The 22,231-nt window shown below is 70.2% G+C and carries 22 protein-coding genes; 13 read left to right on the plus strand and 9 right to left on the minus strand.

Annotated features, from left to right (window positions below; all coding sequences use genetic code 11):
* Window positions 1-62 precede the first annotated feature (62 nt).
* On the plus strand, window positions 63-824 hold the full coding sequence (locus tag ALLO2_RS06305; protein WP_011435996.1) for a 3-hydroxyacyl-CoA dehydrogenase: 762 nt from the start codon (window positions 63-65) through the stop codon (window positions 822-824).
* Window positions 825-830: 6 nt separating this feature from the next.
* On the opposite strand, the gene ALLO2_RS25430 is transcribed toward ALLO2_RS06305, so the two are convergent.
* Window positions 831-983, minus strand: coding sequence for a hypothetical protein (locus ALLO2_RS25430; protein ID WP_023840923.1), 153 nt, complete (start codon window positions 981-983; stop codon window positions 831-833).
* Between the two features lie 70 nt (window positions 984-1,053).
* Between ALLO2_RS25430 and ALLO2_RS06310 the strand changes: the two genes are divergently transcribed.
* Window positions 1,054-2,154, plus strand: coding sequence for a PP2C family protein-serine/threonine phosphatase (locus ALLO2_RS06310; protein ID WP_232234921.1), 1,101 nt, complete (start codon window positions 1,054-1,056; stop codon window positions 2,152-2,154).
* Here ALLO2_RS06310 and ALLO2_RS23130 read toward each other — a convergent pair.
* Together ALLO2_RS23130 and ALLO2_RS06320 are read right to left on the minus strand one after the other, a co-directional pair.
* Window positions 2,148-2,729: a MerR family transcriptional regulator gene (locus ALLO2_RS23130; RefSeq protein ID WP_011435994.1), complete on the minus strand. Its 582-nt coding sequence runs from the start codon at window positions 2,727-2,729 to the stop codon at window positions 2,148-2,150. The genes ALLO2_RS06310 and ALLO2_RS23130 overlap by 7 nt on opposite strands.
* Before the next feature lie 40 nt (window positions 2,730-2,769).
* Window positions 2,770-4,602, minus strand: coding sequence for an MFS transporter (locus ALLO2_RS06320; protein ID WP_011435993.1), 1,833 nt, complete (start codon window positions 4,600-4,602; stop codon window positions 2,770-2,772).
* Between the two features lie 190 nt (window positions 4,603-4,792).
* Between ALLO2_RS06320 and ALLO2_RS06325 the strand changes: the two genes are divergently transcribed.
* Window positions 4,793-5,020, plus strand: coding sequence for a hypothetical protein (locus ALLO2_RS06325; RefSeq protein WP_011435992.1), 228 nt, complete (start codon window positions 4,793-4,795; stop codon window positions 5,018-5,020).
* Window positions 5,021-5,068: 48 nt separating this feature from the next.
* On the opposite strand, the gene ALLO2_RS06330 is transcribed toward ALLO2_RS06325, so the two are convergent.
* Both ALLO2_RS06330 and ALLO2_RS06335 read right to left on the minus strand, forming a co-directional pair.
* Window positions 5,069-7,288 (minus strand): ATP-dependent RecD-like DNA helicase, encoded by a 2,220-nt coding sequence (locus tag ALLO2_RS06330; RefSeq protein WP_011435991.1) that lies wholly within the window; start codon window positions 7,286-7,288, stop codon window positions 5,069-5,071.
* Window positions 7,289-7,552: 264 nt separating this feature from the next.
* Entirely contained in the window at window positions 7,553-8,236 is a 684-nt protein-coding gene (locus ALLO2_RS06335; protein ID WP_035730369.1) for a TetR family transcriptional regulator, read from the minus strand.
* An 84-nt stretch (window positions 8,237-8,320) separates the two neighbouring features.
* Between ALLO2_RS06335 and ALLO2_RS06340 the strand changes: the two genes are divergently transcribed.
* The 6 genes from ALLO2_RS06340 (at window position 8,321) to ALLO2_RS06365 (ending at window position 13,410) form a co-directional block, all read left to right on the plus strand.
* Window positions 8,321-9,181, plus strand: a complete 861-nt coding sequence (locus ALLO2_RS06340; protein ID WP_035730470.1) for a 3-hydroxybutyryl-CoA dehydrogenase — start codon at window positions 8,321-8,323, stop codon at window positions 9,179-9,181.
* 65 nt (window positions 9,182-9,246) lie between these two features.
* Entirely contained in the window at window positions 9,247-10,410 is a 1,164-nt protein-coding gene (locus tag ALLO2_RS06345) for an acyl-CoA dehydrogenase family protein (RefSeq protein ID WP_011435988.1), read from the plus strand.
* Window positions 10,411-10,583: 173 nt separating this feature from the next.
* Entirely contained in the window at window positions 10,584-10,802 is a 219-nt protein-coding gene (locus ALLO2_RS26220) for a hypothetical protein (RefSeq protein WP_035730371.1), read from the plus strand.
* Window positions 10,803-10,941: 139 nt separating this feature from the next.
* The gene (locus tag ALLO2_RS06355; protein ID WP_035730472.1) at window positions 10,942-11,859 is read left to right on the plus strand and encodes an NADP-dependent oxidoreductase; all 918 of its coding nucleotides are present in this window, start codon (window positions 10,942-10,944) and stop codon (window positions 11,857-11,859) included.
* The gene (locus tag ALLO2_RS06360; RefSeq protein WP_023840925.1) at window positions 11,856-12,671 is read left to right on the plus strand and encodes a GNAT family N-acetyltransferase; all 816 of its coding nucleotides are present in this window, start codon (window positions 11,856-11,858) and stop codon (window positions 12,669-12,671) included. The genes ALLO2_RS06355 and ALLO2_RS06360 overlap by 4 nt, the downstream gene beginning before the upstream one ends.
* A gap of 199 nt (window positions 12,672-12,870) precedes the next feature.
* On the plus strand, window positions 12,871-13,410 hold the full coding sequence (locus ALLO2_RS06365; RefSeq protein WP_011435984.1) for a pyridoxamine 5'-phosphate oxidase family protein: 540 nt from the start codon (window positions 12,871-12,873) through the stop codon (window positions 13,408-13,410).
* Window positions 13,411-13,438: 28 nt separating this feature from the next.
* Here the strand turns inward: ALLO2_RS06365 and ALLO2_RS06370 are convergent, their stop codons facing one another.
* Window positions 13,439-13,759, minus strand: a complete 321-nt coding sequence (locus ALLO2_RS06370) for an alcohol dehydrogenase catalytic domain-containing protein (RefSeq protein ID WP_035730374.1) — start codon at window positions 13,757-13,759, stop codon at window positions 13,439-13,441.
* Between the two features lie 770 nt (window positions 13,760-14,529).
* On the opposite strand from ALLO2_RS06370, the gene ALLO2_RS06375 reads away from it, so the two are divergent.
* Together ALLO2_RS06375 and ALLO2_RS06380 are read left to right on the plus strand one after the other, a co-directional pair.
* Complete coding sequence (locus ALLO2_RS06375; RefSeq protein WP_035730376.1) at window positions 14,530-15,000, plus strand: response regulator transcription factor; 471 nt, start codon at window positions 14,530-14,532, stop codon at window positions 14,998-15,000.
* A 26-nt stretch (window positions 15,001-15,026) separates the two neighbouring features.
* The gene (locus ALLO2_RS06380; protein ID WP_011435981.1) at window positions 15,027-15,272 is read left to right on the plus strand and encodes a hypothetical protein; all 246 of its coding nucleotides are present in this window, start codon (window positions 15,027-15,029) and stop codon (window positions 15,270-15,272) included.
* Window positions 15,273-15,365: 93 nt separating this feature from the next.
* Here ALLO2_RS06380 and ALLO2_RS06385 read toward each other — a convergent pair whose 3' ends face one another.
* Window positions 15,366-16,070 (minus strand): FadR/GntR family transcriptional regulator, encoded by a 705-nt coding sequence (locus tag ALLO2_RS06385; protein WP_035730378.1) that lies wholly within the window; start codon window positions 16,068-16,070, stop codon window positions 15,366-15,368.
* A gap of 280 nt (window positions 16,071-16,350) precedes the next feature.
* On the opposite strand from ALLO2_RS06385, the gene ALLO2_RS06390 reads away from it, so the two are divergent.
* Window positions 16,351-17,040: a trans-aconitate 2-methyltransferase gene (locus ALLO2_RS06390; RefSeq protein ID WP_011435979.1), complete on the plus strand. Its 690-nt coding sequence runs from the start codon at window positions 16,351-16,353 to the stop codon at window positions 17,038-17,040.
* A gap of 50 nt (window positions 17,041-17,090) precedes the next feature.
* Here ALLO2_RS06390 and ALLO2_RS06395 read toward each other — a convergent pair whose 3' ends face one another.
* Window positions 17,091-18,551, minus strand: coding sequence for an N-acetylmuramoyl-L-alanine amidase (locus ALLO2_RS06395; protein WP_011435978.1), 1,461 nt, complete (start codon window positions 18,549-18,551; stop codon window positions 17,091-17,093).
* A gap of 206 nt (window positions 18,552-18,757) precedes the next feature.
* Between ALLO2_RS06395 and ALLO2_RS06400 the strand changes: the two genes are divergently transcribed.
* Window positions 18,758-19,219 (plus strand): ChaB family protein, encoded by a 462-nt coding sequence (locus ALLO2_RS06400; RefSeq protein ID WP_084588365.1) that lies wholly within the window; start codon window positions 18,758-18,760, stop codon window positions 19,217-19,219.
* A gap of 66 nt (window positions 19,220-19,285) precedes the next feature.
* Here the strand turns inward: ALLO2_RS06400 and ALLO2_RS06405 are convergent, their stop codons facing one another.
* Window positions 19,286-22,021, minus strand: a complete 2,736-nt coding sequence (locus ALLO2_RS06405) for an MMPL family transporter (RefSeq protein WP_232234922.1) — start codon at window positions 22,019-22,021, stop codon at window positions 19,286-19,288.
* Between the last annotated feature and the right edge of the window lie 210 nt (window positions 22,022-22,231).

The following is a 22,231-nucleotide window of genomic DNA, read 5'->3' on the forward strand; positions in this document are numbered from 1 at the left end:
GCTCCACCCCGCACAGCCAAGGCCGCGCCTCCGGCCGATGTCCCTCCCGGAGAGGAACTCACGTGCAGATCACGGATTCAGTCGCCGTGGTGACCGGCGGGGCTTCCGGCCTCGGCCTTGCCACCGCCACCCGGCTCATCGACGCTGGTGCCAGCGTGGTCCTCCTCGACCTCCCGTCCTCGAACGGCGCGGCGGTCGCGGAGAAGTTCGGCAGTTCGGTGCGATTCAGCCCCGGCGACGTCACCTCCGAGCAGGACGTGACGGCAGCCCTGGACGTGGCTGCCGAGCTGGGCCCGCTGCGCATCGCCGTCAACTGCGCCGGCATCAGCAACGCCGCCAAGACGCTGAGCAAGGAAGGGCCGTTCCCACTGGCCATCTTCGAGCGGGTCGTCAAGGTCAACCTGATCGGCTCGTTCAACGTCATCCGACTCGCGGCCGAGCGGATCAGCAGGACCGAGGAGATCGACGGCGAGCGTGGCGTCATCATCAACACCGCGTCCGTGGCGGCGTTCGAGGGCCAGATCGGGCAGGCCGCCTACTCGGCGTCCAAGGGCGGCATCGTCGGCATGACGCTGCCGATCGCCCGCGACCTCGCCAGTCTGAAGATCCGCGTGGTGACCATCGCCCCCGGCCTGTTCGACACCCCGCTGCTCGCCTCGCTGCCGGAGCCGGCTCGCGTCTCTCTCGGCCAGCAGGTCCCGCACCCCTCGCGCCTGGGCTCCCCCGACGAGTACGGCCTGCTCGCGACCCAGATCATCGCGAACCCCATGCTCAACGGCGAGACCATCCGCCTCGACGGTGCCATCCGGATGGCACCCCGCTGAACGGGTTCACAGCGCCGCGAGCTGCTCGGCGAGGCGCGCGATCGAGGTCTCGGCGGGCCGGGCCCGCCGCCGGGTCAGCGCGTCCATGCTGGCTGGTGAGGCCCCCTGGAAGCAGGCTCCGGCGGGTTCGGTCCGGACCGCTCGCGGGTAGACAGACACCCATGCGGCCTGGCCAAGGCGAGATCCCCGGGCGGATCTCCCGGGGTGCTGAGGGTGCTGCGGTACTGAGGTGCTGAGGGTGCTGCGCTGGTTCGCCCCGATCGCCCCGATCACCCCGATGCTCATACTCGCCCTGGTGGTCGGACTGCAACTGAGCAACCAGAAATGGAACGTGATCGGACTCGCGATTCTGAGCCCCATGCTCGCGGCCACGTTCGCCGGACCCCGGCTGACCGCAGGCTACGGGGTGGCGGCGGTCCTGGCGGGCATCCTGCTGGGTCTGCACGATGACCTGTTCGGCCGGAGCGGCGGTGGCCCGACGGCCCAGGTGGTCCGGCTGGTCGGGGTCACGGCCGGCGGAGTGATGGCCGTCCTGGTCAGCCGATACAACATCCGACGCGAGACGAAGCTGCAGAACGTCACTCGGGTGGCCGAGGTGGCGCAGCAGACGATCCTCAGTCCCGTCCCGTCGTCGTCCGGCGGGCTGCGGTTCGCCGTCCGCTACGAGAGTGCCACCGTGGAGGCCATGATCGGTGGGGATCTGTACGAGGTCGTCGACAGCCCGTGGGGAACCCGCCTGCTCATTGGTGACGTACGGGGCAAGGGGCTCGACGCCGTGCGGATCGCGAGCCGGGTGCTCAGCTGCTTCCGGCTGATGAGTCGACGCACGGGCGGCCTGCGCGATCTGCTGGCGAACCTCGACGCGGAGGTCGCCGATGCCAGCTGCCTGGACGACTTCGTCACCGCGGTCGTCGGGCAGGTCGACGGCAGCCGTCTGACGCTGGCGAACGCGGGACATCCCGATCCCGTTCTCGTTCGTGCCGGGCAGGCGGATCTGCTCACTGTCTCGTCCAGGCTGCCACCGCTCGGGCTGATCACGGACGGGAGCAACGTGACGGACACCGTGCTGCGGGCGGGGGATCGCCTGCTGTTCTATACCGACGGCATCACCGAGGCACGCGCCCCCACGACCGGCGCCTTCTTCCCCCTGCTGCCCGCGGCCGAGGCCGCGTTCGCCCACACGTCACTCGACGAGGCGCTGACCGATCTCGCCGACCGGGTCCGGGACTGGACGCGATCGACGCTGAACGACGATGTGGCGCTCCTGGCGGTCGAGGTTCCCGGACCGACCCGGCACGCCGGCCCAACCCGACGATCGGATGATCACTGAGAGCTGTCGGCGACCCCCTTGGCCAGCCGGTCCGCCCGCTCGATCCGTTCGTCGATCTCGTCACGGAAGGCCACCAGCCGGCTGATTTTCTCGTCAATCTCGACGCGGAGCCTCCGGTAGGCCGACGTGCCCTCGGTCAGCAGCCGGATGCGGTCCGCGTCGTCGGACGCCGCGTGGTACTCCTGCCGGACCTGGGCGAGACGATCCTCGTAGGCGAGGATCGTGCGGATCTCGTCCAGGTTGAAGCCGAGCAGCGTCTGCAGCTCGCGGATGCGCCGCACCCGGGCGAGGTCGGAATCCGCGTACAGCCGGTTCCCGCCCAGGGTGCGCCCGGACGGGGTGAGCAGCCCCACCTCCTGGTAATACCGCAGGGCCCGCACCGAGACGCCCAGTTCCTGCGCGGCCTGACCGATCCCGCGCAGGTCACGAGCCGCATCCTTGACCGCGCTCTTGGCCGCGCTCTTGACCGGGCTCTTGGCCGCGTCGCCGTCCCGCACCAGGCAATTGTTCCGCACGGCGCCATCGGCCCGCACGGCGCCATCGGCCCGCACGGCGCCATCGGCGGCTCTGATCATCGACGTCAGGGCCTTTCTCACGCTCGGCCTAGCCCGCGGCCTATCGCTCGGCGGCCAGGGGGCTGCTCGAAAGAGCGCTCCCGGCACCGTCCTCCATCGCCGCGATGTCGCCCGCGCCGGCCAGCCCCTCGGCCGTCTCTTCGAGCAGCGGACGGCGCACGTGCGGCCGCTGCTTCCCGCGCAGCCAGGAGAAGCCCGCGGCGACCAGGCAGGCGACGGCGGCGAAGGCGAAGGCGAGGCGCAGACCGTCACCGAACGGCCCGGAGATGAGGTTCGGGAAGAAGGTGTGCCCGGTGAGGAAGTCGGCCTTCGCCGGGTCGAGCTGCGACAGGGTGTCCGGGCCGAGCAGTCGCTCGGTGGGGTTGTACCCGAGGAACGCGGCGAACAGGCTGCCGATCGGCGGCAGGTTCGCCAGCTCGTGCGCCTTCGCCGGGGAGACGCCCTGCCCGACAAGCCCGGAGTACATGGCGTCCGGAAGGCTGGCGGCCAGCCCGAGCGCGATGATGGTGAAGAAAACACCGATGGACAGCACGCTGGCCGAGTTCTGGAACGTGTTGAGCATGCCGGCACCGGCACCGCGCTGGTTGGGCGGCAGGGTGTTCATCACGCTGCTGGTGTTCGGCCCCGCGAACAGGCCCATGGACAGGCCCATCAGCAACAGGATCAGCGCGAACCACGGATAGTCGAAGTCGATGGGAATGGCGTCGAACAGCAGGAACGCCACCGCCGTGATCACCAGTCCCAGGGTGGCGAACGGACGCGCACCGTAGCGGTCCGCGAACCGGCCGGCCAGCGGCCCCGCCACCAGGAATCCGACGGTCACCGGAATCAGGTAGATGCCGGCCCACAGCGGGGTCTTCTCGAAGCTGTAGCCATGCAGCGGCAACCAGATCCCCTGCAACCAGATAATCAACATGAACTGCAGACCACCACGGGCGAGCGCGCCGAGCAGAGCCGCGATGCTGCCCATGGTGAAGGTCCGGCTCCGGAACAGGTCCAGGCGGAACATCGGGTCGGCGGAGCGCAGCTCGATGACGACGAAGCCGATCAGCACCGCGAGACCACCGAACAGGCAGCTCAGCACGAACGGCTTGGTCCAGCCCATCGTGTGACCGCCATAGGGCTGCAGCCCGTAGACGATGCCGGTCAGGATCGCGATGAGGCCGACCGCGAACGTGATGTTGCCGGCCCAGTCGATCCGGGCCTGGGTGCGCGCCCCGTTGTCGCGCAGCTTCAGGTAGGCCCAGACCGTCCCGAAGATGCCGAACGGCACCGAGACAAGAAAGACCAGATGCCATTCGACCGGCGCCAGCAGACCGCCGATCAACAGCCCCAGAAATGATCCGACGATCGCCGCGACGCCGTTGACCCCCAGGGCGAGCCCGCGTTCGTCCTCCGGGAAGGCGTCAGTGATGATCGCGCTGGAGTTGGCGAAGAGGAAGGCACCGCCCACGCCCTGCAGCACCCGCATGATGATGATCCACCAGGCGGCTGCCGTGCCATGCATCCAGGTGACGGCGAGCAGGATCGAGAACAGCGTGAAGATCGCGAAGCCGAGGTTGTACATCCGCACCCGGCCGAACATGTCGCCGACCCGCCCCAGACTCACCACGAGCACCGAGGTGACCAGCAGGAATCCCATCAGGATCCAGAGGAAGTACGAGGTGTTCTCCGGTGCGAGCGGGTCTATCTCGATTCCCCGGAAGATATCCGGAAGGGCGATGAGAAGAATCGAACTGTTGATCGTCACCATCAGGATGCCAATGGTCGCGTTCGACAGCGCGATCCACTTGTAGTTGTCCGGACCGGGCCGGGCCAGGACCTCGTCGGCCTCAAGCGACAGGGTGCCGGCGGCGGTGTCGGAAGTCGTCACCGCACGAAGGTAGCGCCTCTATCTAACGTCAGCGGTAGATGTGACATGGTTCATAGCGGCCGGAGGCCGATATACGCCGTTGTGGGCGTCGGCTTCGCGACCGGGGATTGCCAGCCGGCCGACCGGGCGCCCCCGTCCCCGGACCAGGTAAGGGTCCGGGGCACGAACGCCGACGAATGAGGAGACGACGATGCTGCTCGCCGAGGAACTTCTCCTGCTCGCGCTCGCGGGCCCGGCCCGTCTACTCGAGGTGGTGGCACCCGAGCGCGCGTCCCGCGGGCACGCGAAGGAGCGGATCCGGACGGCGACCGACCTGACGCCGGTCGCCCCGATCGTCAAGAAGGTCATCGCGGAAGCGGAGGCAGTGGTCATAGCCGCGGCAACCAGCGTGAGCCTGGGCGTGGCGGCGTCGAGCTGACCGTGTCGCCGTTACCGTTACGAGCCGATGGTAGGTGGTGTTCACCAGTCACCCGCTACGCAGCCGGTGGTCGAGCGCGGTGTGCCGCTGGCCGTGACCGGCGGCCCGCACCGCCTGGCCGATCGCCCGGCGGGATCCCACCAGCACGACCAGCTTCTTCGCCCGGGTGACGGCCGTGTAGAGCAGATTGCGTTGCAGCATCATCCAGGCGCTGGTGGTGAGCGGGATGACGACCGCGGGGTACTCACTGCCCTGGGAGCGGTGGATCGTCACCGCGTAGGCGTGGGTCAGCTCGTCGAGCTCCCCGAAGTCGTAGTCGATGTCCTCGTCCTCGTCGGTCCGGATGGTGAGCGTCTGGTTCTCCACATCCAGCGCGGTGACCACGCCGAGAGTGCCGTTGAAGACCCCGCTCGCGCCCTTGTCGTAGTTGTTGCGCACCTGCGTAACCTTGTCGCCGACCCGGAACGTCCGGCTGCCAAAGCGCCGCTCGGCCACGTTCGGGCGGGACGGCGTCAGGGCCTCCTGCAGCAGGGTGTTCAGCGCGCCGGCCCCCGCCGGGCCGCGGTGCATCGGGGTCAGTACCTGCACGTCCCGGCGCGGATCAAGCCCGAACTTCGCCGGAATCCGCCGGGCGACCACCTCCGCGGTGATTTTCGCCGCCTCCTCCGCCTCCTCGGCGGCGAACAAGAAGAAGTCGGGCAGTCCCCGGACCAGCGGATAGTCACCACGGTTGATGCGGTGCGCGTTGGTCACCACCCCGGACTCGGTCGCCGCTCGGAAGACCTGGGTGAGCCGGACATGCGGGATCGGCGTCCCCTCGGCGAGCAGGTCGCGTAGCACCTGGCCGGCACCGACCGACGGCAGCTGGTCGACGTCGCCGACCAGCAGCAGATGCGCGCCGGGCGGAACCGCCTTGGCAAGCTTGTTCGCCAGTAGCAGGTCGACCATCGACGCCTCGTCAACGACGATCAGGTCGGCGTCGAGCGGGCGGTCCCGGTCGAAGGCGGCGTCACCGCCCGGCCGCAGCTCCAGCAGCCGGTGCACCGTCGATGCCTCGTGCCCGGTCAGCTCGGTCAGCCGCTTCGCGGCCCGGCCGGTCGGCGCGGCGAGGATCACCTTCGCCTGCCGGGCCAGTGCGAGCGTCACGATGGAGCGGACGGTGAAACTCTTGCCGCAGCCCGGTCCGCCCGTCAGCACGGCGACCCTGGACGTCAGGGCAAGCTGCACCGCATCGCGCTGGGCCGGCGCGAGCTCGACCCCGGTCCGCTCCCGCAGCCAGCCCAACGCCCGGTCCCAGTCCACCGAGGCGAAGGCGGCCAACCGGTCCGCGCCGGTATTCAGCAGGCGGCGCAACTGGCCGGCAACGGATATCTCGGCCCGGTGGAACGGCACCAGGTAGATCGCGGCCGTCGGCGTCGCCGGATCCTCGCTTGGAACCTCCTCCCGGACGACCCCGTCCTCGGCGACCAGCTCCCCCAGGCACTCGATGACGTCACCGGTGTCGACCTGGAGAATCTGCACGGCGTCGCTGATGAGCCGGGGCTCGGGCAGAAAGCAGTGGCCACCGCCGTCGGTGGCCTCGGACAGCGTGAACAGCAGGCCAGCCTTGATCCGCTGCGGACTGTCATGCGGAATCCCCACCGCCTTCGCGATGGTGTCCGCGGTGCGGAACCCGATGCCCCAGACGTCCGTGGCCAGCCGGTAGGGCTCATTGCGCACCACACCGATCGACGCGTCCCCGTACTGTTTGTAGATCCGCACCGCCAGCGAGGTGGACACACCCACCCCCTGAAGAAAGACCATCACCTCCTTGATGGCCTTCTGTTCCTCCCACGCCTCGGCGATCGCCCTGGTACGCTTCGGGCCGAGCTTCGGCACCTCGATGAGTCGTTCCGGCTCCTTTTCGATGACGTCCAGCGCCGCGACCCCGAAATGCTCGACGATGCGTTCGGCCAGGCGCGGACCGATGCCCTTGATAAGGCCCGAGCCGAGATAGCGCTGCACGCCCTGGACGGTCGCCGGCAGCACGGTCGTGTAATCCTCGACCTGGAACTGGCGGCCGTACTGCGGGTGCGAACCCCATCGCCCCCGCATCCGTAGCGACTCCCCCGGCTGCGCGCCGAGCAACGCCCCGACGACGGTCACCAGGTCACCGCCGCGCCCGGTGTCAACCCGCGCGACCGTGTAGCCGGTCTCCTCGTTGGCATAGGTGATCCGTTCCAGCACCGCATCGAGGACCGCGCCGCGGAAGGGTTCGCGTCCGATCATGGTAGCCGCCGGGACGCCGGGACGATGAGAATCACCGCTTCCTCGGGGTGGGACAAGACGATCTCCAGCTTCGGATGGGGTAGCAGGGTAACGGACCGAGCGGGGCAACGAGCAGAGCAGCCGGGCGGGCGGTGTCCGCCCCGGACCGTGTGCCCATCCTGCCCTTCGGTCGATCGCCACCGTTCCCCGGCGCGGTCCGGGGCGTCCCCTTCCGTGACCAGTACCGCGAAGTAGGTCCGCCGGCATCCCTTTCAGACACCCTCGCTAGCTCAAGGGGCGCCGCTGTTCCTCTTCAAGTGCCCGACGCAGCCGGGTGACCACGGCGTCCACGCCGGCGGAGGTGCGGAATATGACAACGGCTGTCCCGGCTTCAGCAGGTGTTTCGAGATGCTCGAGCGCCACCTCCATCGCACGGTTGAACTCCTCGCCGGGGGAGGTGGTCTCGCCTCGGAGCCAGCGTCGGAGCACATGGTTGTGGGCGGTGACGATGGCCGCGGACACCAACTCGGCACGCAGGGCGCCGTCGGGCGCGTTGCCCATCCAGTCGCGCAGGAACCTGGCGAACAGGCGCTGATACNGCCGGATGCCGGCCACCTCGCGGGCGCGCAGTGTAGGGACGGTGCTGGTCAGGCGGTAGCGGGCGCGGGCGAGCTCGCCCTCGGCGAGGTAGTGCTGCAGCACTATGCGGGCGGCCTCCGCGAGAGCGAGCCCGCGGGTCTCTGGAGCGGCGGTCGCAAGCCGGGCTTCGATGTGGCCGAGCAGCACGTCGTGCTCGGGAAAGATCACGTCCTCCTTGGACCGGTAGATCCGGAAGAACGTCGTCCGACCGACGCCCGCGCGTTGCGCGATGTCGTCGACCGTCGTGCCCTCGAAGCCACGCTCCTCGAAGAGCTCGAACGCCGCCGCGACGAGCCTGTCCTTGGCCAAGCGGGCCNGCTGCTGCTCCACGGCACCGAAATTACTTGGTGGTACGTAGTTCCACAACTATGATACTGCGTACCAACACCGTGGAGGAGGAGCCAGGTGAACGCCATCAACAAGGTCGGTATCGTCGGCTGTGGCCTGATGGGTGCCGGGATCGCCGAGGTCTGCGCCCGTGCCGGCAAGGACGTGGTCGTCGTGGAGATGACCACGCCCGCCGTGACCGCGGGACGGCAGCGCCTGGAGACATCACTGTCCCGCGCGGAGAGCCGCGGCAAGGTGGCCAGCGCCGCGGAAGTACTCGAACGCATCCAGGTCGTCGAGGACATCGAGGCCCTGGCCGACCGCGGCCTCGTGGTGGAGGCGATCGTCGAGGACGAGACCGCCAAGTCCACGCTGTTCAAGCGACTCGACGAGGTCGTCAAGGACCCGGACGCGGTGCTGGCCTCCAACACCTCCTCCATTCCGATCATGAAGCTCGCCGTGGCCACCGAACGGCCCACCCATGTCCTGGGTATCCACTTCTTCAACCCGGTCCCGGTGCTGTCCCTGGTCGAACTGGTGCCGAGCCTGCTGACCGACCCGGAGACGACCGAGCGGGCGCGGGCGTTCGTGCAGGACGATCTGGGCAAGCACGCCATCGACTGCCAGGACCGGGCGGGCTTCGTGGTCAACGCCCTGCTGATCCCGTTCGTGCTCTCGGCGATCCGGATGCTGGAGTCCGGGTTCGCCACGGCCGAGGACATCGACCAGGGACTGGTCCGTGGTGCCGCCCACCCGCAAGGACCGCTGGCGCTGGCTGACCTGATCGGGCTGGACACCACCAAGGCAGTGGCCGAGTCGCTGTACGAGGAGTTCAAGGAACCCCTCTATGCGCCGCCGCCGCTGCTGGCCCGCATGGTCGACGCCGGCCTGCTGGGTCGCAAGACCGGCCGCGGCTTCTACACCTACTNAGCGCCCTACACCTACTGAGCGCCTTAGTAACTCTTCTGCACCTACTGAGCGCCCTGGCAAGCGACCTAGTGAGCGAGGAACCCATGACCGCCACCGACTTCGACCTGTACCGACTCAGCGACGAGCACCTCGAGTTGCGCGACGCCGTGCGCACCCTGGCCTACGACAAGATCGCGCCGTACGCCGCCGACGTCGACGCCCACAGCCGGTTCCCGCAGGAGGCCTACGACGCGCTGGTGGCCTCCGACTTCCACGCGCCCCACGTCCCTGTCGAATACGACGGCGTCGGCGCCGACGCGCTCGCCACCTGCATCGTCATCGAGGAGGTCGCCCGCGTCTGCGCGTCCTCCTCGCTGATCCCCGCCGTGAACAAGCTCGGCAGCCTCCCGCTCATCCTCGGCGGCACCGACGACCTGAAACAGCGATACCTCCCACCGCTGGCCCGCGGCGAGGCCGCCTTCTCCTACGGCCTCTCCGAACGTGAGGCCGGCTCCGACACCGCTGCGATGAAGACCCGCGCCGTCCGCGACGGCGACCACTGGGTGCTCTCCGGGCAGAAGTCCTGGATCACCAACGCGGGGATCTCCGAGTACTACACCGTGCTCGCCGTCACCGACCCCGACGGCCGACGCGGCGCCAACATCAGCGCTTTCATCGTGGAGAGCTCCGACCCGGGCTTCTCCGTCGGCAGCCCGGAGAAGAAGCTGGGCATCAAGGGCTCTCCGACCCGCGAGCTGCTCTTCGACGACTGCCGAATTCCCGAGGATCGTCTCATCGGCGAGCTCGGTCACGGCCTCCGGCTGGCGCTGCGTACTCTCGACCACACTCGGGTGACCATCGGTGCACAAGCCATCGGCATCGCCCAGGGCGCACTCGACCTCGCCCTGAACTACGTCAAGGAGCGCAAGCAGTTCGGCAAGCGCATCGCGGACTTCCAGGGGATCCAGTTCATGCTTGCCGACATGGCCATGGCGCTGGAGGCCGCGCGCCAGATGGTGTATGTCGCCGCCGCCAAGTCCGAGCGGGGGGACGCCGACCTCACGTTCTTCGGCGCCGCCGCCAAGTGTCTGGCGTCGGACACCGCCATGCAGGTGACCACCGACGCCGTACAGCTACTCGGCGGCTACGGCTACACCCAGGACTTCCCCGCCGAACGGCTCATGCGGGACGCCAAGATCACCCAGATCTACGAAGGTACCAACCAGATCCAGCGCATCGTCATGGCCCGCCAGCTCCTCGCCGGCTAACTCCGCTGGCCCTACCTGGAGGGAGTTAGCAGGCTTATGGGAGTCACCGGGTCGGCTGTAGGGCAGGCTCGGTGCCGGTAGCCACCGGCGGGGTCGTGGCCGTGAGCGCAGAACCGGCCCCGCCAGGTCACCCCCGCCGAGCAGGTGCGGTCCTACGAGTTACTCACCGAGCAGTGGCTGCGCCGGACGTGAGTCGGCCGGGTTCGCACCTGTCCAGGCCTTTCTCGGCCTCCCAGGTCACCCCGGCCTTTCCCGGCCTCCCCCGGCCTCCCCCAGCCTTCTTCGATCTTCTTCGGCCCTTCTTCGACGTCGAACAGAACCAGAATTCGACTATCGGCCTGACCTCGGCGGTGGCCGCCGCCGTCCCGGTGCCGGCCACCGCCGGAAGGTGACGGCCCGCCCCGGTGTTGTAGGTGATCGCGGTCGGCGTTGACGCCTGCCGCGGACATCGCGGACATCGCGGAGGTCTCGACGCGGTGGGACAGCCGCGGCGGGACGGCCAGGGAAACGGCGAAGGGAACGGTGGTTGTGGTGCCGAAGGCTTACGTCTACAACGACCACGGCGGTCCGGAGGTGGAGGCGTTCGCTGACCTCCCGATCCCGGTGGCCGGGCCGGGTCAGCTCACGATCGCGGTACGCGCCGCCGGGGTCAACCCCGTGGACTGGAAGCTGCGGGGCGGCCTGCGGCTGCCGGCCGCCCCGCCGGCCGTGTTTCCGGTCGTGCTCGGAGTGGAGGCCTCCGGCGTGGTGACGCAGGTGGGCCCGGACGTCAACGGATTCGCCGTCGGCGACGAGGTGTTCGGCAGCGCGCCGGGCGGTGGCTACGCCGAGTACACGGTGCTGACCGCCAGGGAGAGCGCGCGCAAGCCGGCCGCGGTGTCCTTCGTGGCCGCGGCGACGCTTCCGGTCGCGGCGGCGACCGCCTACGACGGCGTGCACCAGCTGGCCCTGCCGCCCGGCGCCACCCTGCTGATCATCGGTGTGGGTGGCGGCGTGGGAGTGGCCGCCGCGCAGATCGCCCGGCATGCGGGCCTGACGGTCGTCGGCACCGCGAGCGCCGGCAAGAAGGACTTCGTCGAGGCCCTCGGCGTGGCGCACGTCGAGCCGGGCCCCGATGTCGCGGACCGGGTGCGGGCCGCCGCGTCCCGGGGGGTCGACGGAATCTACGATCTCGTCGGGGGCGAGACGCTGGACGACGTCGTCGAGGTCCTCGCGGACCGGTCGAAGCTCGTCACGGCCTTGTCTGGGGCGAGCGACCGGTACGGCGGGACGACGGTCCAGCGGGCCCGGGACAGCCGCGTGCTCGACGCGGTCGCCCAGCTGGTCGTGGACGACGCGCTGGACCCGCTCGTGACCGCGACCTTCCCGCTGGACCAGGCCCCGGCGGCGCTGCGCGCGGTGGAGAACGGCCACGCCCGCGGCAAGATCGTGATCAAGGTCGCCGCGTGACCGAGCTTGCCGTTCCCCGACAGCACGCCCCCGGGCGGCACGCCCCCGGGCGGCACGCCCCCGGGCGGCACGCCCCCGGGCGGCCGGGACCCGACCGGCCGGAGCCCGGGCGGCACGCGACCGGCCAGCATGTGCTGAACAACCCCGTCCGTTCCTCCCTCCTGGGTCCGCACGCGCATTTCGCCGAGCGGGTCGGTGACGTGCTGCGCTACCCGGTCGGCGTGTCACCGTTCGTCGCCCTGCCGGACGTGCCCGACGAGAGCACCTGGCGCAACGTCGCGGCGCTGCTCGGCCCGGGCGCGATCGCGCCGTTCACCGGCATCGACGCTTCCCCGCCGCCCGGCTGGGGGGATGCGATCTTCGACGGCGCGCAGCTCGTAGACGAGGGGGTCGACGCGCTCCCGGACGAGGAGGCCGTGCGGCTGGGGACCGCGGACGTGCCGGAGATGCTCGCGCTGGCCGAACGCACCAAACCCGGGCCGTTCCTGCCTCGCACGATCGAGCTCGGCACGTACCTCGGCATCCGGCGGGACGGCACGCTGGTGGCGATGGCCGGGGAACGGCTGCACCCGCCCGGCTGGACCGAGATCAGCGCCGTCTGCACGGACGCGGACCACCGGGGCCAGGGCCTCGCGACCCGGCTCGTCCGCGCGGTCGCCGCGGGCATCCGGGCCCGCGGGGAGACACCGTTCCTGCACGCCGCGGCGACCAACACGAACGCGATCCGGCTCTACGAGTCGCTCGGGTTCCGGCTGCGGCGTGAGGTGACGTTCCGCGCCGCGCGGATACCGGACATCGAGCCGGCCGCGTGACCACCGCCCGGCCGCGTAACCACCGTCCCGGCCGGCCGGCGAACGCCTTCCCCGCGGACCGGTGCGGACCACCGGCAGGCCATCCCCCGGTCGGACGACCCGCGCCGGCGCGACGACCGGCCCTGCCCGCGGTCGCCCCGTCCGACTACCGTCCAGAAGTGGAGGTACGTCGACTACCCAGAACGAGGGGGATGACGCGATGACCCCGCCGAACGCGGGCGCGCCGGCGCTCGTCACCGTGGCTTCACCGACCGATCGGACCGAGCTGGCCATGCCCACGACGCAGACACCGACCCAGACCAGCGGGACCAGCATCAGGGTGGCGTTCGCCTTCGACCATGCCGGTGGCGGGGTGCTGTCCCCCGCAACCTGCCTGTGGCTGCTCGGGAACGAGCAGCTCGGCCGGGTGGCGTTCCGGGCGGATGGGGAGGTCCTCGTGCTGCCGGTGAACTACGTGATGGACGGGGAGGCGGTGGCCTTCCGGACGGCCGTGGGCTCGAAGCTGACCGCCGCGATCGAGGAGGACGCGGTTGGTTTCGAGGTCGACGGGCGCGATCCGGCGTCCCGCAGCGGCTGGAGCGTCCTGATCAATGGGAAGGCCGTGTCCGTCACCGACCCGGGCACGCTGGCCAGGCTTGAGCAGACGGGACTCAAGCCCTGGGCGGACCGCATCGAGCATCCGCACTGGGTACGGATCCTGCCCGAGTCGATGACCGGCCGGGCCGTCATCCACTCCTGACCCGCCGGCTCGAGCGGAAACCCGCGTTTCAGCGCATCACGAGACCATCGTCGATCACCACCGACTGCCTGGTAGCGTCACCGCGCGCCGCCCGGTCGCCCACGGCGACCGAGCCGACACCATCGCCCACGTCGACCACGGTGCCGCCTAGCTCGTGTCCCAGGACGAGGGGGATCGACAGGCCGGTCAGCGGATGCGGCTCGGCGTGGAAGAGGATGGGGCCGGCGTAGTGCTCGTGCAGGTCGCTGCCACAGATCCCGTTGTGGGCGACGCGAAGTTTGACGTGCCCCGGCCGGCACCCCGGTTCGGGGACCTCCTCGACCTTGACGTCCTCGCGATCTCGGTACACGGCTGCGCGCATGATCGAGGGGGCGGCGGGCCGACGCGGGCCGGCGGGCTCGGGTCGGGTCGGGNCGGGNAGCTCCGACCGGGTGGCTCCAGCCGGATGTGGCTCCGATCGGGTAACTCCGACCGGGTGGTTCCGACCGGGTGGCTCCGACCGGGTGTGACCGCGGCCGCCATGGCCAGCCTGGCCTATTCCTACCGTCCACCCGCGCAGATTCCCGTGCATCCGCGCACATCATCCGCCGCCGTCCCATCTATTAACCCAGCCGGCTCATCGGATAACTCCCGAGGCCGTTTCCGCTGCCCACCATCAACCCGCTGACGTGCGGGTTTCCGCCGACCTCCAGGAATCTCCTTCGCACCCCCTCAAACCGAGGGGGACCTTGGTGCGGCGACGTGACATGACGCACCCGAAGGAGCCCCTTTCGGGGTAGCATTCAAGACTACCCTCGAACCTTCCGACTGGGGGGAGCAGTATGTTCTCACCCATGGGAGCGACACCATTGACGACCGGCCGGGGCAAGGAGATAACCTTTTCGATGTAGCCGGCAGCGGCCATCCGACGAAGACGGACGGCCAGCCTGGAGCGGAGCCGACGTGGCGGTGTGTCCACTTCACCCGCGATCGGATCATGGAAGGCATCGCACAAAGGTGGTGTACGGCTGATCCCGGGACCGACCACCCCTTCATGAATACACCGGTACGCGCCTGATTGGCCGGGGGCGCCCAGCCGGAGGTAGCCGGGTTATCGACGTGGATAGGGAGAGGAGCATAATGGGCCCAGTGGCATCGGATTCGATCCCGATGCAGGTGCGCCTGCACCGGACGATGACCCCCGCCGGCTTTGACCACGCACCGGGACCATTCGTCGCCGATGGACAGCCGCCCGACTCTCGCACGCAGCGGGAGCGGGTCCGTTTGGCCCAGATCGAGCTACTGGAGCTGAGCGCCCAGATGACGGCCCCCCATCTCCGGCGGCAGATCCTGCACATCTACTCCCTGCTGCGCAACGAACCGGTCGTCACGCCCGGCCCGCCGAAGCCGCCGCCCTTCCGCCTCACCCTGCGGGAGATGGAGGTGCTGNCCCTCGTGGCCANCGGCTGCTCCAACGTCGAGGCGGCGGAGCACCTCACGATCCGCGCCGAGACCGTGAAGACCTACATGCGCAGCATCATGCGCAAGATGGGGGTCCGTAACCGTACGGCAGCCGTGCACGCCGCCCGGCAGAGCGGCCTGCTGGACTGAACCCGACCCGTGGACCGAGGCGGCCCGTGGACCCCGGCGGCGCCGGGGCCCGCGGCTCATCCGCCTACGGACACCCCAACGCCGCCGTCAGGTCGGCGGCGTTGAGCTGGCGCAGCACGGAGCAGCAGGCGTACGCCCCGCTGCGGACCACGTGGTCGACGGCGGCCGGCGAGCTGACCGAGGACATCCTGGCGCTCAAGACGGCGGTGCACGACTCCAACGGCTCGTTCCAGCAGACCGAGCAGGCCATCACCAGGACGTTCACGGTCTGAGGCACGGGGCCCCACCCCGCGCGCCCGGCCAGCCGGCCACTATCGCCGGGCAGACGATGCGCGAGGGTGGCGGCATGGACCCGGCCGGACGGCTCACCAGCCGAGGAGATCATCCGGCTGGTCGCGGAGGTAGCGGGCCATCGCGTCCTCGTGCTCGCGGCACAGCATGGCGGCGGTGTNGGCATCGCCGTCCCGCACCGCCTCCGCGATCCACCGACACTGCTCCCAGGCCAGGGCGACGCTGTCGGGGTCGAGCAGGAACGGCCGCGAGGTCGGATACCGCGACAGCGAACCGAGCACGTCCTCGAAGAGCTGAAGGGTGGGGCTGCGGGCGATCTCGGCGAGCAGCACGCCCCACTGCGCCCGGGCCCGGGCGTGGTCGCGGGCGTCCCCACCGGCGTCGGCGTCAACGAAGGTCAGCAGCCGACCCCGCTCGGCCGGATCCGGATTGAGCGCGGCGAGCCGGGCGCACTCTGTGGTGATGAGGGCGTGGGTCGCGCTGAGGTCGGCGAACGAGGCCCGACGGGTGCGCAGGAAGACCGACGCCATGTGGGCGACCCCGGCCGCGTCCGGCCGCTGTCCGTACAGACCGCCGTGATGACCCCGGCGGACGGTGAGGATCCCCTCGGCCTGCAACAGCCGCACCGCCTGACGCAGCGACGGCCGGCTGACGCCGAGCCGGGCCAGCAGCTCGTTCTCCTGGCCAAGGTACAGGTCGCCGTCCTGCCGGCTGAGAATCTCCTCCCGCAGGACATGGGCGACCGCCGTCGCTGTGCTCACCGCGGCCACCCGTTTCATGCGTCCCTCCTCCCGAGCGTCCCTCCTCCCGAACGTGACGCCTCCCGAGACATGACGCGAACAACATCATACTTTCAGGTACCTGTGAGTTTCAGGTACCGAAGGCAACACCGTCGGCGAGATCGACGCCGACAGCGGGACGAGCGGGAGCGAACGCCGGCGTACAGGGCGCCACGAGGCCCAAGGGGCGGAGTACGGGGCGGACCTGCGGGGTGACGCACGATGTGCGGACCCGCCGGAAGCGGTGCTGCGCGGCCGGGCCCGATCGTATGATTGTTCAATGAATGAGATGCCTATCTCATATTATGAGACACCCAGCTGGGATCCCGGGACCTACGACGGGGAGCGCCGCCGGCTCGTCCCCTCCTTCGACCTGCTGTACGGATCGGTCGGCGACCTGGTGGCACGCCAGGGTGGCGCCCGACCGGCGGTGCTCGACCTCGGCGCGGGCACCGGTCTGCTGGCCGCCGCGGTCGTCGCGGCCGTCCCCGACGTCCGGTTGCACCTGTTCGACCGCGCCGCGCCGATGCTGGCCAAGGCCCAGGCGCGGCTGTCCGGCGGCCCGGTCGAGGCCGTCACCGTCGCGGACCTCGCATCCGCCCTGCCTCCCGGCCCGTTCAACGCGGTCGTCTCGGCGCTGGCCATCCACCACCTCGACGACCCCGGCAAGCGCGACCTGTTCCGCCGGGTGCGCGACGTCCTGCGGCCGGGTGGGCTGTTCGTCAACCTCGAGCAGGTCAACGGCCCAACCGCCGCCCTGACCCGGCAGTACGAGGACATGCACGAACGGCAGGCCCGGGCGGCGGGTTCGGACGACGCCGAGTGGGAGGCCGCGTTGCGGCGGATGTCCTTCGATCGGTGCGCGCCGCTCGCCGACCAGCTCGACTGGCTGGCCGACGCCGGATTCGCGCCGGTCGACTGCGTCGTCAAGCACGGCAGGTTCGCGGTCTATGCCGGCTGGCGCCCCTGAATCCGTCCACGGCCCACCCCGTCGCCCGGCGGGGCACCAGCCGGTGAGCCTCACATCAGCTGCCGGGCGACGTCCGTCCGCACACCTGCCAGGGCGGTGTAGGCCGTGCCGCCCGGACATTCGGTGGCCATCCAGTCGCGGTGCCCGCTGACGGCCGGGACGGTACGACGCCTGCCACTCACCGGATTGACGTAGTGGACGGTGCCGAGCGGGTCGAGATGATGCGCTCCGGTCAACGCGAGCAGCACCAGGACGAGCGTGCGACGGGCGGCGGCGGTGGGGATGCGCGTCCGCAGGTCACCGAGCAGCGCGACGCCGACGTTGCCGGCGTTGAAGTCCGCCACATGCGCGCCCGTCACCACGTAGCCGTCCTCCCGGTGGCCGGGAACGCTGTCCGTTCCCGACCACCGGCCCTCGTAGAGCGTGCCCGCCTCGTCGATGAGGAGGTGGTACCCGATGTCCGACCATCCCCGCTCGACCGTGTGGAAGTGGTAGATCGCCCGCACGGTGGCGGCGGGGTTCGGATCGTCGTTGGGCGTCACCGTGTGATGAACCGTGACCACCTGGCCCGGGTGGTACGTCGGTTTCCAACCGCTGCCGGACGAGGGGGACAGCCGTAGCGACTCGTCCGCGCCCCACGCGGCCCGGGGCAGGTAGCGCAGGTCAAGCGTCGCCGGCAGCCGGACGGGGGCGACCGGCGCGGCGGGGACCGCCGACACCCCGGACGCGGTCGCGACCCGGGGCGGCGGCGACGACCTGGGCGCGGCGAAGAGCCCCGGCGACCAGGCGGCGCGGGAAGCCGAAGGCGCGGAAAGGGCGGCGCGGGAAGCCGAGATCGCGGAAAGGGCGGCATAGGCGGACACAATGGGGGCCGTCAACCGCTGCAACGGCCCCGACGTCGTGTTCAGGGCGGTGGACGTCACGGACGTCGCGCCGGGTGGCAACCACAGTTCGTAGCCGGTCGCGCGGTGCGCGGCGACCAGCACGGCGGCGCTCCTCCCCCCGGCCGGCGAATCGTCCCGCTCCGCCGGACAGCCGACCGCCAGCGGCCGCCATGCGTCGAACCCACCCCCCGGCTGGCGCAGCCGGATCTCGGCGCCCCGAGAAACGGCACCGCCGGCATCGGCGGTCCCGGCGGTCCCCGTGCCGGCACCCCCGGAACCGGCCCTGCCATCCGCCGCGCGATCGTTCCCGTCACGTGTCCATCGGACCGCCACGTAACCGATGTCGAAATCCGACGTCGCGGGCCCCGCTCCCCTCGTCACGGCGGCCAGGGTCCGGGGCACGAGCACGACACGCGTCCCCGGCGCCGAGAGGGCCCGCGCTTCCGCACCGGGTCGGGCCCCCGCGTCCGCTGGCCCGGCCGGGCCAGCGGACGCGCTGCTCGGCGCGGCGGCGAGCAGCGCCTCCGCCCCTCCACCCAGACCGGCACCGGCGAGACCGAGAATTCCGCGCCGGGACAGACCGGGCTCACGGCGACGCCGACGAAACGGGTCAGCGGCATGGGACATGAGGCGTCCTTCGGGTCGTCATGGTCGAGACATTGGCACGCTACGGTAGCCGATGCCTCACTCTTTGCATCAAGGCGCCAAGAGATCCACCACGGGCCACGAGCTACCCGGCGGCAACGGGGACGGGAATACGTCCCGGCATCGAGGGAAGGTCCATAAGCATCCGCTCGGGAGGACCTGAGCATCCGTTCGGGAGGAGGAGTGCCATGGTCGGGAAGAAGCCGCGGACCGACAAGACCGACAAGAAGGCGCAGGCCGACGAGATGCGGGACGACGTTCCGTCCACCANCACCCGCTCCGACGATCAGGCCATCCGCACCTGGAAGAAGACCCACGACTCGGCGGTGGAAACCTACGGTGAGGGTGCGCGTGCCCACCGTGCGGCCTTTGCCGCGCTCAAGCACACCCACGAGAAGGTGGGGGACCGTTGGCGGCCGAAGAGTCGGCCCGGTCCCTCCGACGATCAGGCCGCCAAGCCGACGCCCGCCTCCCGGCACAGCGGGCCGACCGCCGAGGGCGTGGACGCGAACGCCTCGCTGACACACCTGCGCGCGCTCGCCCGTGAGCTCGACATCCCCGGCCGCTCGACGATGTCGAGGGACGATCTCGTCGATGCGATCAAGAAGGCCAACCGCAGGCGGACCGCGCAAGCCCGCGGCGGCGGGTAGGAGTCGTCAGCTCCCGAGGCTACCGGCCAAGGCCGAGATTGGCGTTTACTACCTAATGCGTACTACCTATGCGCTTTCGACGCGGATGTCGTCGAGTGCGAAACCCCGGATACCCATCATGGCCGGTAAGGGCCCACCGTCCGCGCGCCGCCGCGGGCGCAGGTAGTAGTGCCAGGTCGGGGCCGGCCCGACCGGCGGCCGGGCCCCTCGGGTAGGTTCNCCCCNCCCCCGCCGATAAATGATCTTCGTCGTCATGCGGTTGCCGGGGTCGGAGTGTCCCCCGGGGTCGGGGGGTCCCCCGGGCCCCGGGTCCCCCGCGTGCGAGGCCGCTTCGTCGCCGCCCTCCCGCAGGCTGAACCGCGCGTGCAGACGGCGCAGCGGCTCGGGAGCCCACCAGTTGTAGTCGCCCGCCAGGGCCATGAACGCCGGGACGAGGATCGCTCGAACGAGGGTCACGTCGAGCACGATCGACACGGTCAGCCCGATACCCACCAATTTGATCATGCTGATGTCCGACGCGGACAGCGCAACCATGACCACGATGAGAGCGAGCGCCACACTCGTGATCAGTGGACCGGTCGTCCCCAGCCCACGGGCGACGGAATCGCGGTTGTCTCCCGTCCGCAGGTACTCCTCGCGGATGCGGGCGAGCAGGAAGATCTCGTAGTCCATGCTGAGCCCGAACGCGATGAAGAACATCAGGACCGGGCTGGTCATCTCCAGCGTGCCCGACACCTGGAAGTCGCCGACCAGACCGGTCAGGTGTCCGTCCTGAAAGACGAACGCCAGCAGCCCGACGGTGGCAGCGAGGTTCAGCGTGTTGAGGAACATCGCCTTCAGCGGAAGGAGCACGCTGCCGGTGAACAGGAACAGCAGGATGAAGGTCGCCGTCATCACGACGGCGAAGGCCGGCGGCAGACTCCGCTTGATGGAATGCGAGGTGTCGAGGAAGTGCGGCGCGAGTCCGCCGATGAGGACGCCGAACGGCGCCGGTGCCGCCCGCAGCCTCCGCACCAGGTCCTTCGCCGACTCGGACAGCGGAGACCTGTCGGTCTGCCACACCGACAGCCAGGCGCCGCGGTGCGTTCCGACGTACCTCATCGCAGTCTTCGGCACCACACCGACCCGCTCGCCCCGCAGGAAGCTGCCGGTGACGGTGTCGATGCGGGCAACGCCCGGCAGCGCGGACAGGCGGGTCGCGTAGTCGGTCAGCTTCTCGGCGCTCCCCNGGNCCCGCGCGTCCACTCCGGGCACCACGATCGGAATCTGGCAGGACAGGCAGACGACGAAGTCCTCCCGCATCGCGTCGTTGACGACGTGAGCCTCCGCGGTCGCCGGCAGGACCGTGTCGTCGGCCAGCGCGAGGTCGAGGTGGCGCAGCGGGGCGGCACACAGCACCAACACGAAGATCGCGACCCCACCGAAGAACACCGGGTGGCGCATGACCCGCCGCGCCAGCGCCGACCAGCCGCGGCCAGCCGCCGAGGCCCCCACGCGGTGGCCACCGGACCGCCGGCGACCCGAGGGGCGTGACCCCGAGCGTCTCAGGCGCGACAACGCCAGCCGGACGTTGCCGCGCTCGATGCGGTCACCGAGCACCATCAGCGCCGCGGGCAGCACGAGCAGTGCGGCCACCTCCGATGCGACGACGACGATGATGCCGGCGAAGGCGAACGAACGCAGGTAATAGATCGGGAAGACCAGCGCGGCCGTCAGGGACAGCGCCACCGTCACCCCGGAGAAGAACACCGTGCGCCCGGCGGTCTCCAGCGTCCGGCGCAGCGCCGCCGCCGGGAGCAGCCCGCGGTCCCGTTCGTCCCGAAAACGTCGCAAGATGAACAGGCTGTAATCGACTGCGAGACCGAATCCGAGGGCAGTCGTCAGGTTCACCGAGAAGACCGACACGTCGGTGAGCGTGGCCGCCAGCCGCAGCAGCGCGAGACTCGACACCACCGACACCACGCCGACCAGGACCGGAAGCAGGGCGGCCAGGACCGTGCCGAAGGCGTAGAGCAGCACGAGGAACACCAGCGGAGCGGAGATCTGCTCACCGTGCGCCAGGTCGACACGGCTGCGCTCGGTCACATCACGCATGACCGCGGGCGCCCCGCCGAACCGGACCTGGACCCCCGGACCATCGTGGGCGTACCGGTCGTGCAGGGCGTTCAGGCGGTGCTGGATGCGGTCCTCGGAACCGGTGAGCCGGAACACGATCAGGGCCGACCGGCCGTCCTTCGCACGCAGCAGCGGGCTCGCCTCGTTGGGCCCGCCCGGCCAGTACGACAGCACCGAGGTCACCCCCGGCTCCGCGGCGATCCGCCCGGTGAGCTCCCGGCCCAGGCGGGCGGCGATCGGCCCGTCGATACCCGGGGCCGACGTCAGCATGATGGCGACGTCGGGGGGCGCGTCCGGGAACTCCTCGTCGAGCAGCCGCTCAGCCCGCGTCGACGGATCGCCCGGTGCGTAGAAACCACCGGTGGCGAGCTGGTCGTAGATTCCGGCATTCCACGGCAGCAGCACGACCACCAGCAGGCAGGCGGCGGCGAGTACCCTTCCCCGGTACACGACGGCCGCGTCAGCCACCATCGTGAACAGCGAACGGGGTGGTGCGCCGGTGGAGCCCGCCGACGCGGGGCCGCGGTCGGCCCAGCCCTCGTCCCGTCCGTGCGACCCCTCGTCCCGTCCGTGCGACCCCTCGTCCCGTCCGTGCGACCCCTCGTCCCGTCCGTGCGACAACGCGGCATACGTCACCCGATCGGGTCGGGATTCGCGCTGCTGCGCCGGATCAGCGAACGACGGCATGACGCTCCTTCGAGGATCTCCCGTGCCGATGGATCTCGTAACGGCCGGACGGTGGCCGCCAGCGACCACACGTCCGGGCATGGAGCACCGCATGGAGCACTGCGAGGAAGTCCCGAGCTTCCGCCTCGAAAGTAGACCCGCCTGGGGTCCCGGTTCCGAACTACCCTCGCCCGGAGGCAGAAGTGTAGCGGGAACCCGGCCACGATCGAT

The organism is Frankia sp. Allo2 (genome assembly GCF_000733325.1).
Classification (GTDB): Bacteria; Actinomycetota; Actinomycetes; order Frankiales; family Frankiaceae; genus Frankia; species Frankia casuarinae.

Coding starts and splice junctions, on each gene's coding strand:
- ALLO2_RS23130 (WP_011435994.1), bottom strand. CDS start 2,729: ATGATCAGAGCCGCCGATGGCGCCGTGCGGGCCGATGGCGCCGTGCGG.
- ALLO2_RS06325 (WP_011435992.1), top strand. CDS start 4,793: ATGCTGCTCGCCGAGGAACTTCTCCTGCTCGCGCTCGCGGGCCCGGCC.
- ALLO2_RS06330 (WP_011435991.1), bottom strand. CDS start 7,288: ATGATCGGACGCGAACCCTTCCGCGGCGCGGTCCTCGATGCGGTGCTG.
- ALLO2_RS06345 (WP_011435988.1), top strand. CDS start 9,247: ATGACCGCCACCGACTTCGACCTGTACCGACTCAGCGACGAGCACCTC.
- ALLO2_RS06365 (WP_011435984.1), top strand. CDS start 12,871: ATGACCCCGCCGAACGCGGGCGCGCCGGCGCTCGTCACCGTGGCTTCA.
- ALLO2_RS06390 (WP_011435979.1), top strand. CDS start 16,351: ATGAATGAGATGCCTATCTCATATTATGAGACACCCAGCTGGGATCCC.
- ALLO2_RS06395 (WP_011435978.1), bottom strand. CDS start 18,551: ATGTCCCATGCCGCTGACCCGTTTCGTCGGCGTCGCCGTGAGCCCGGT.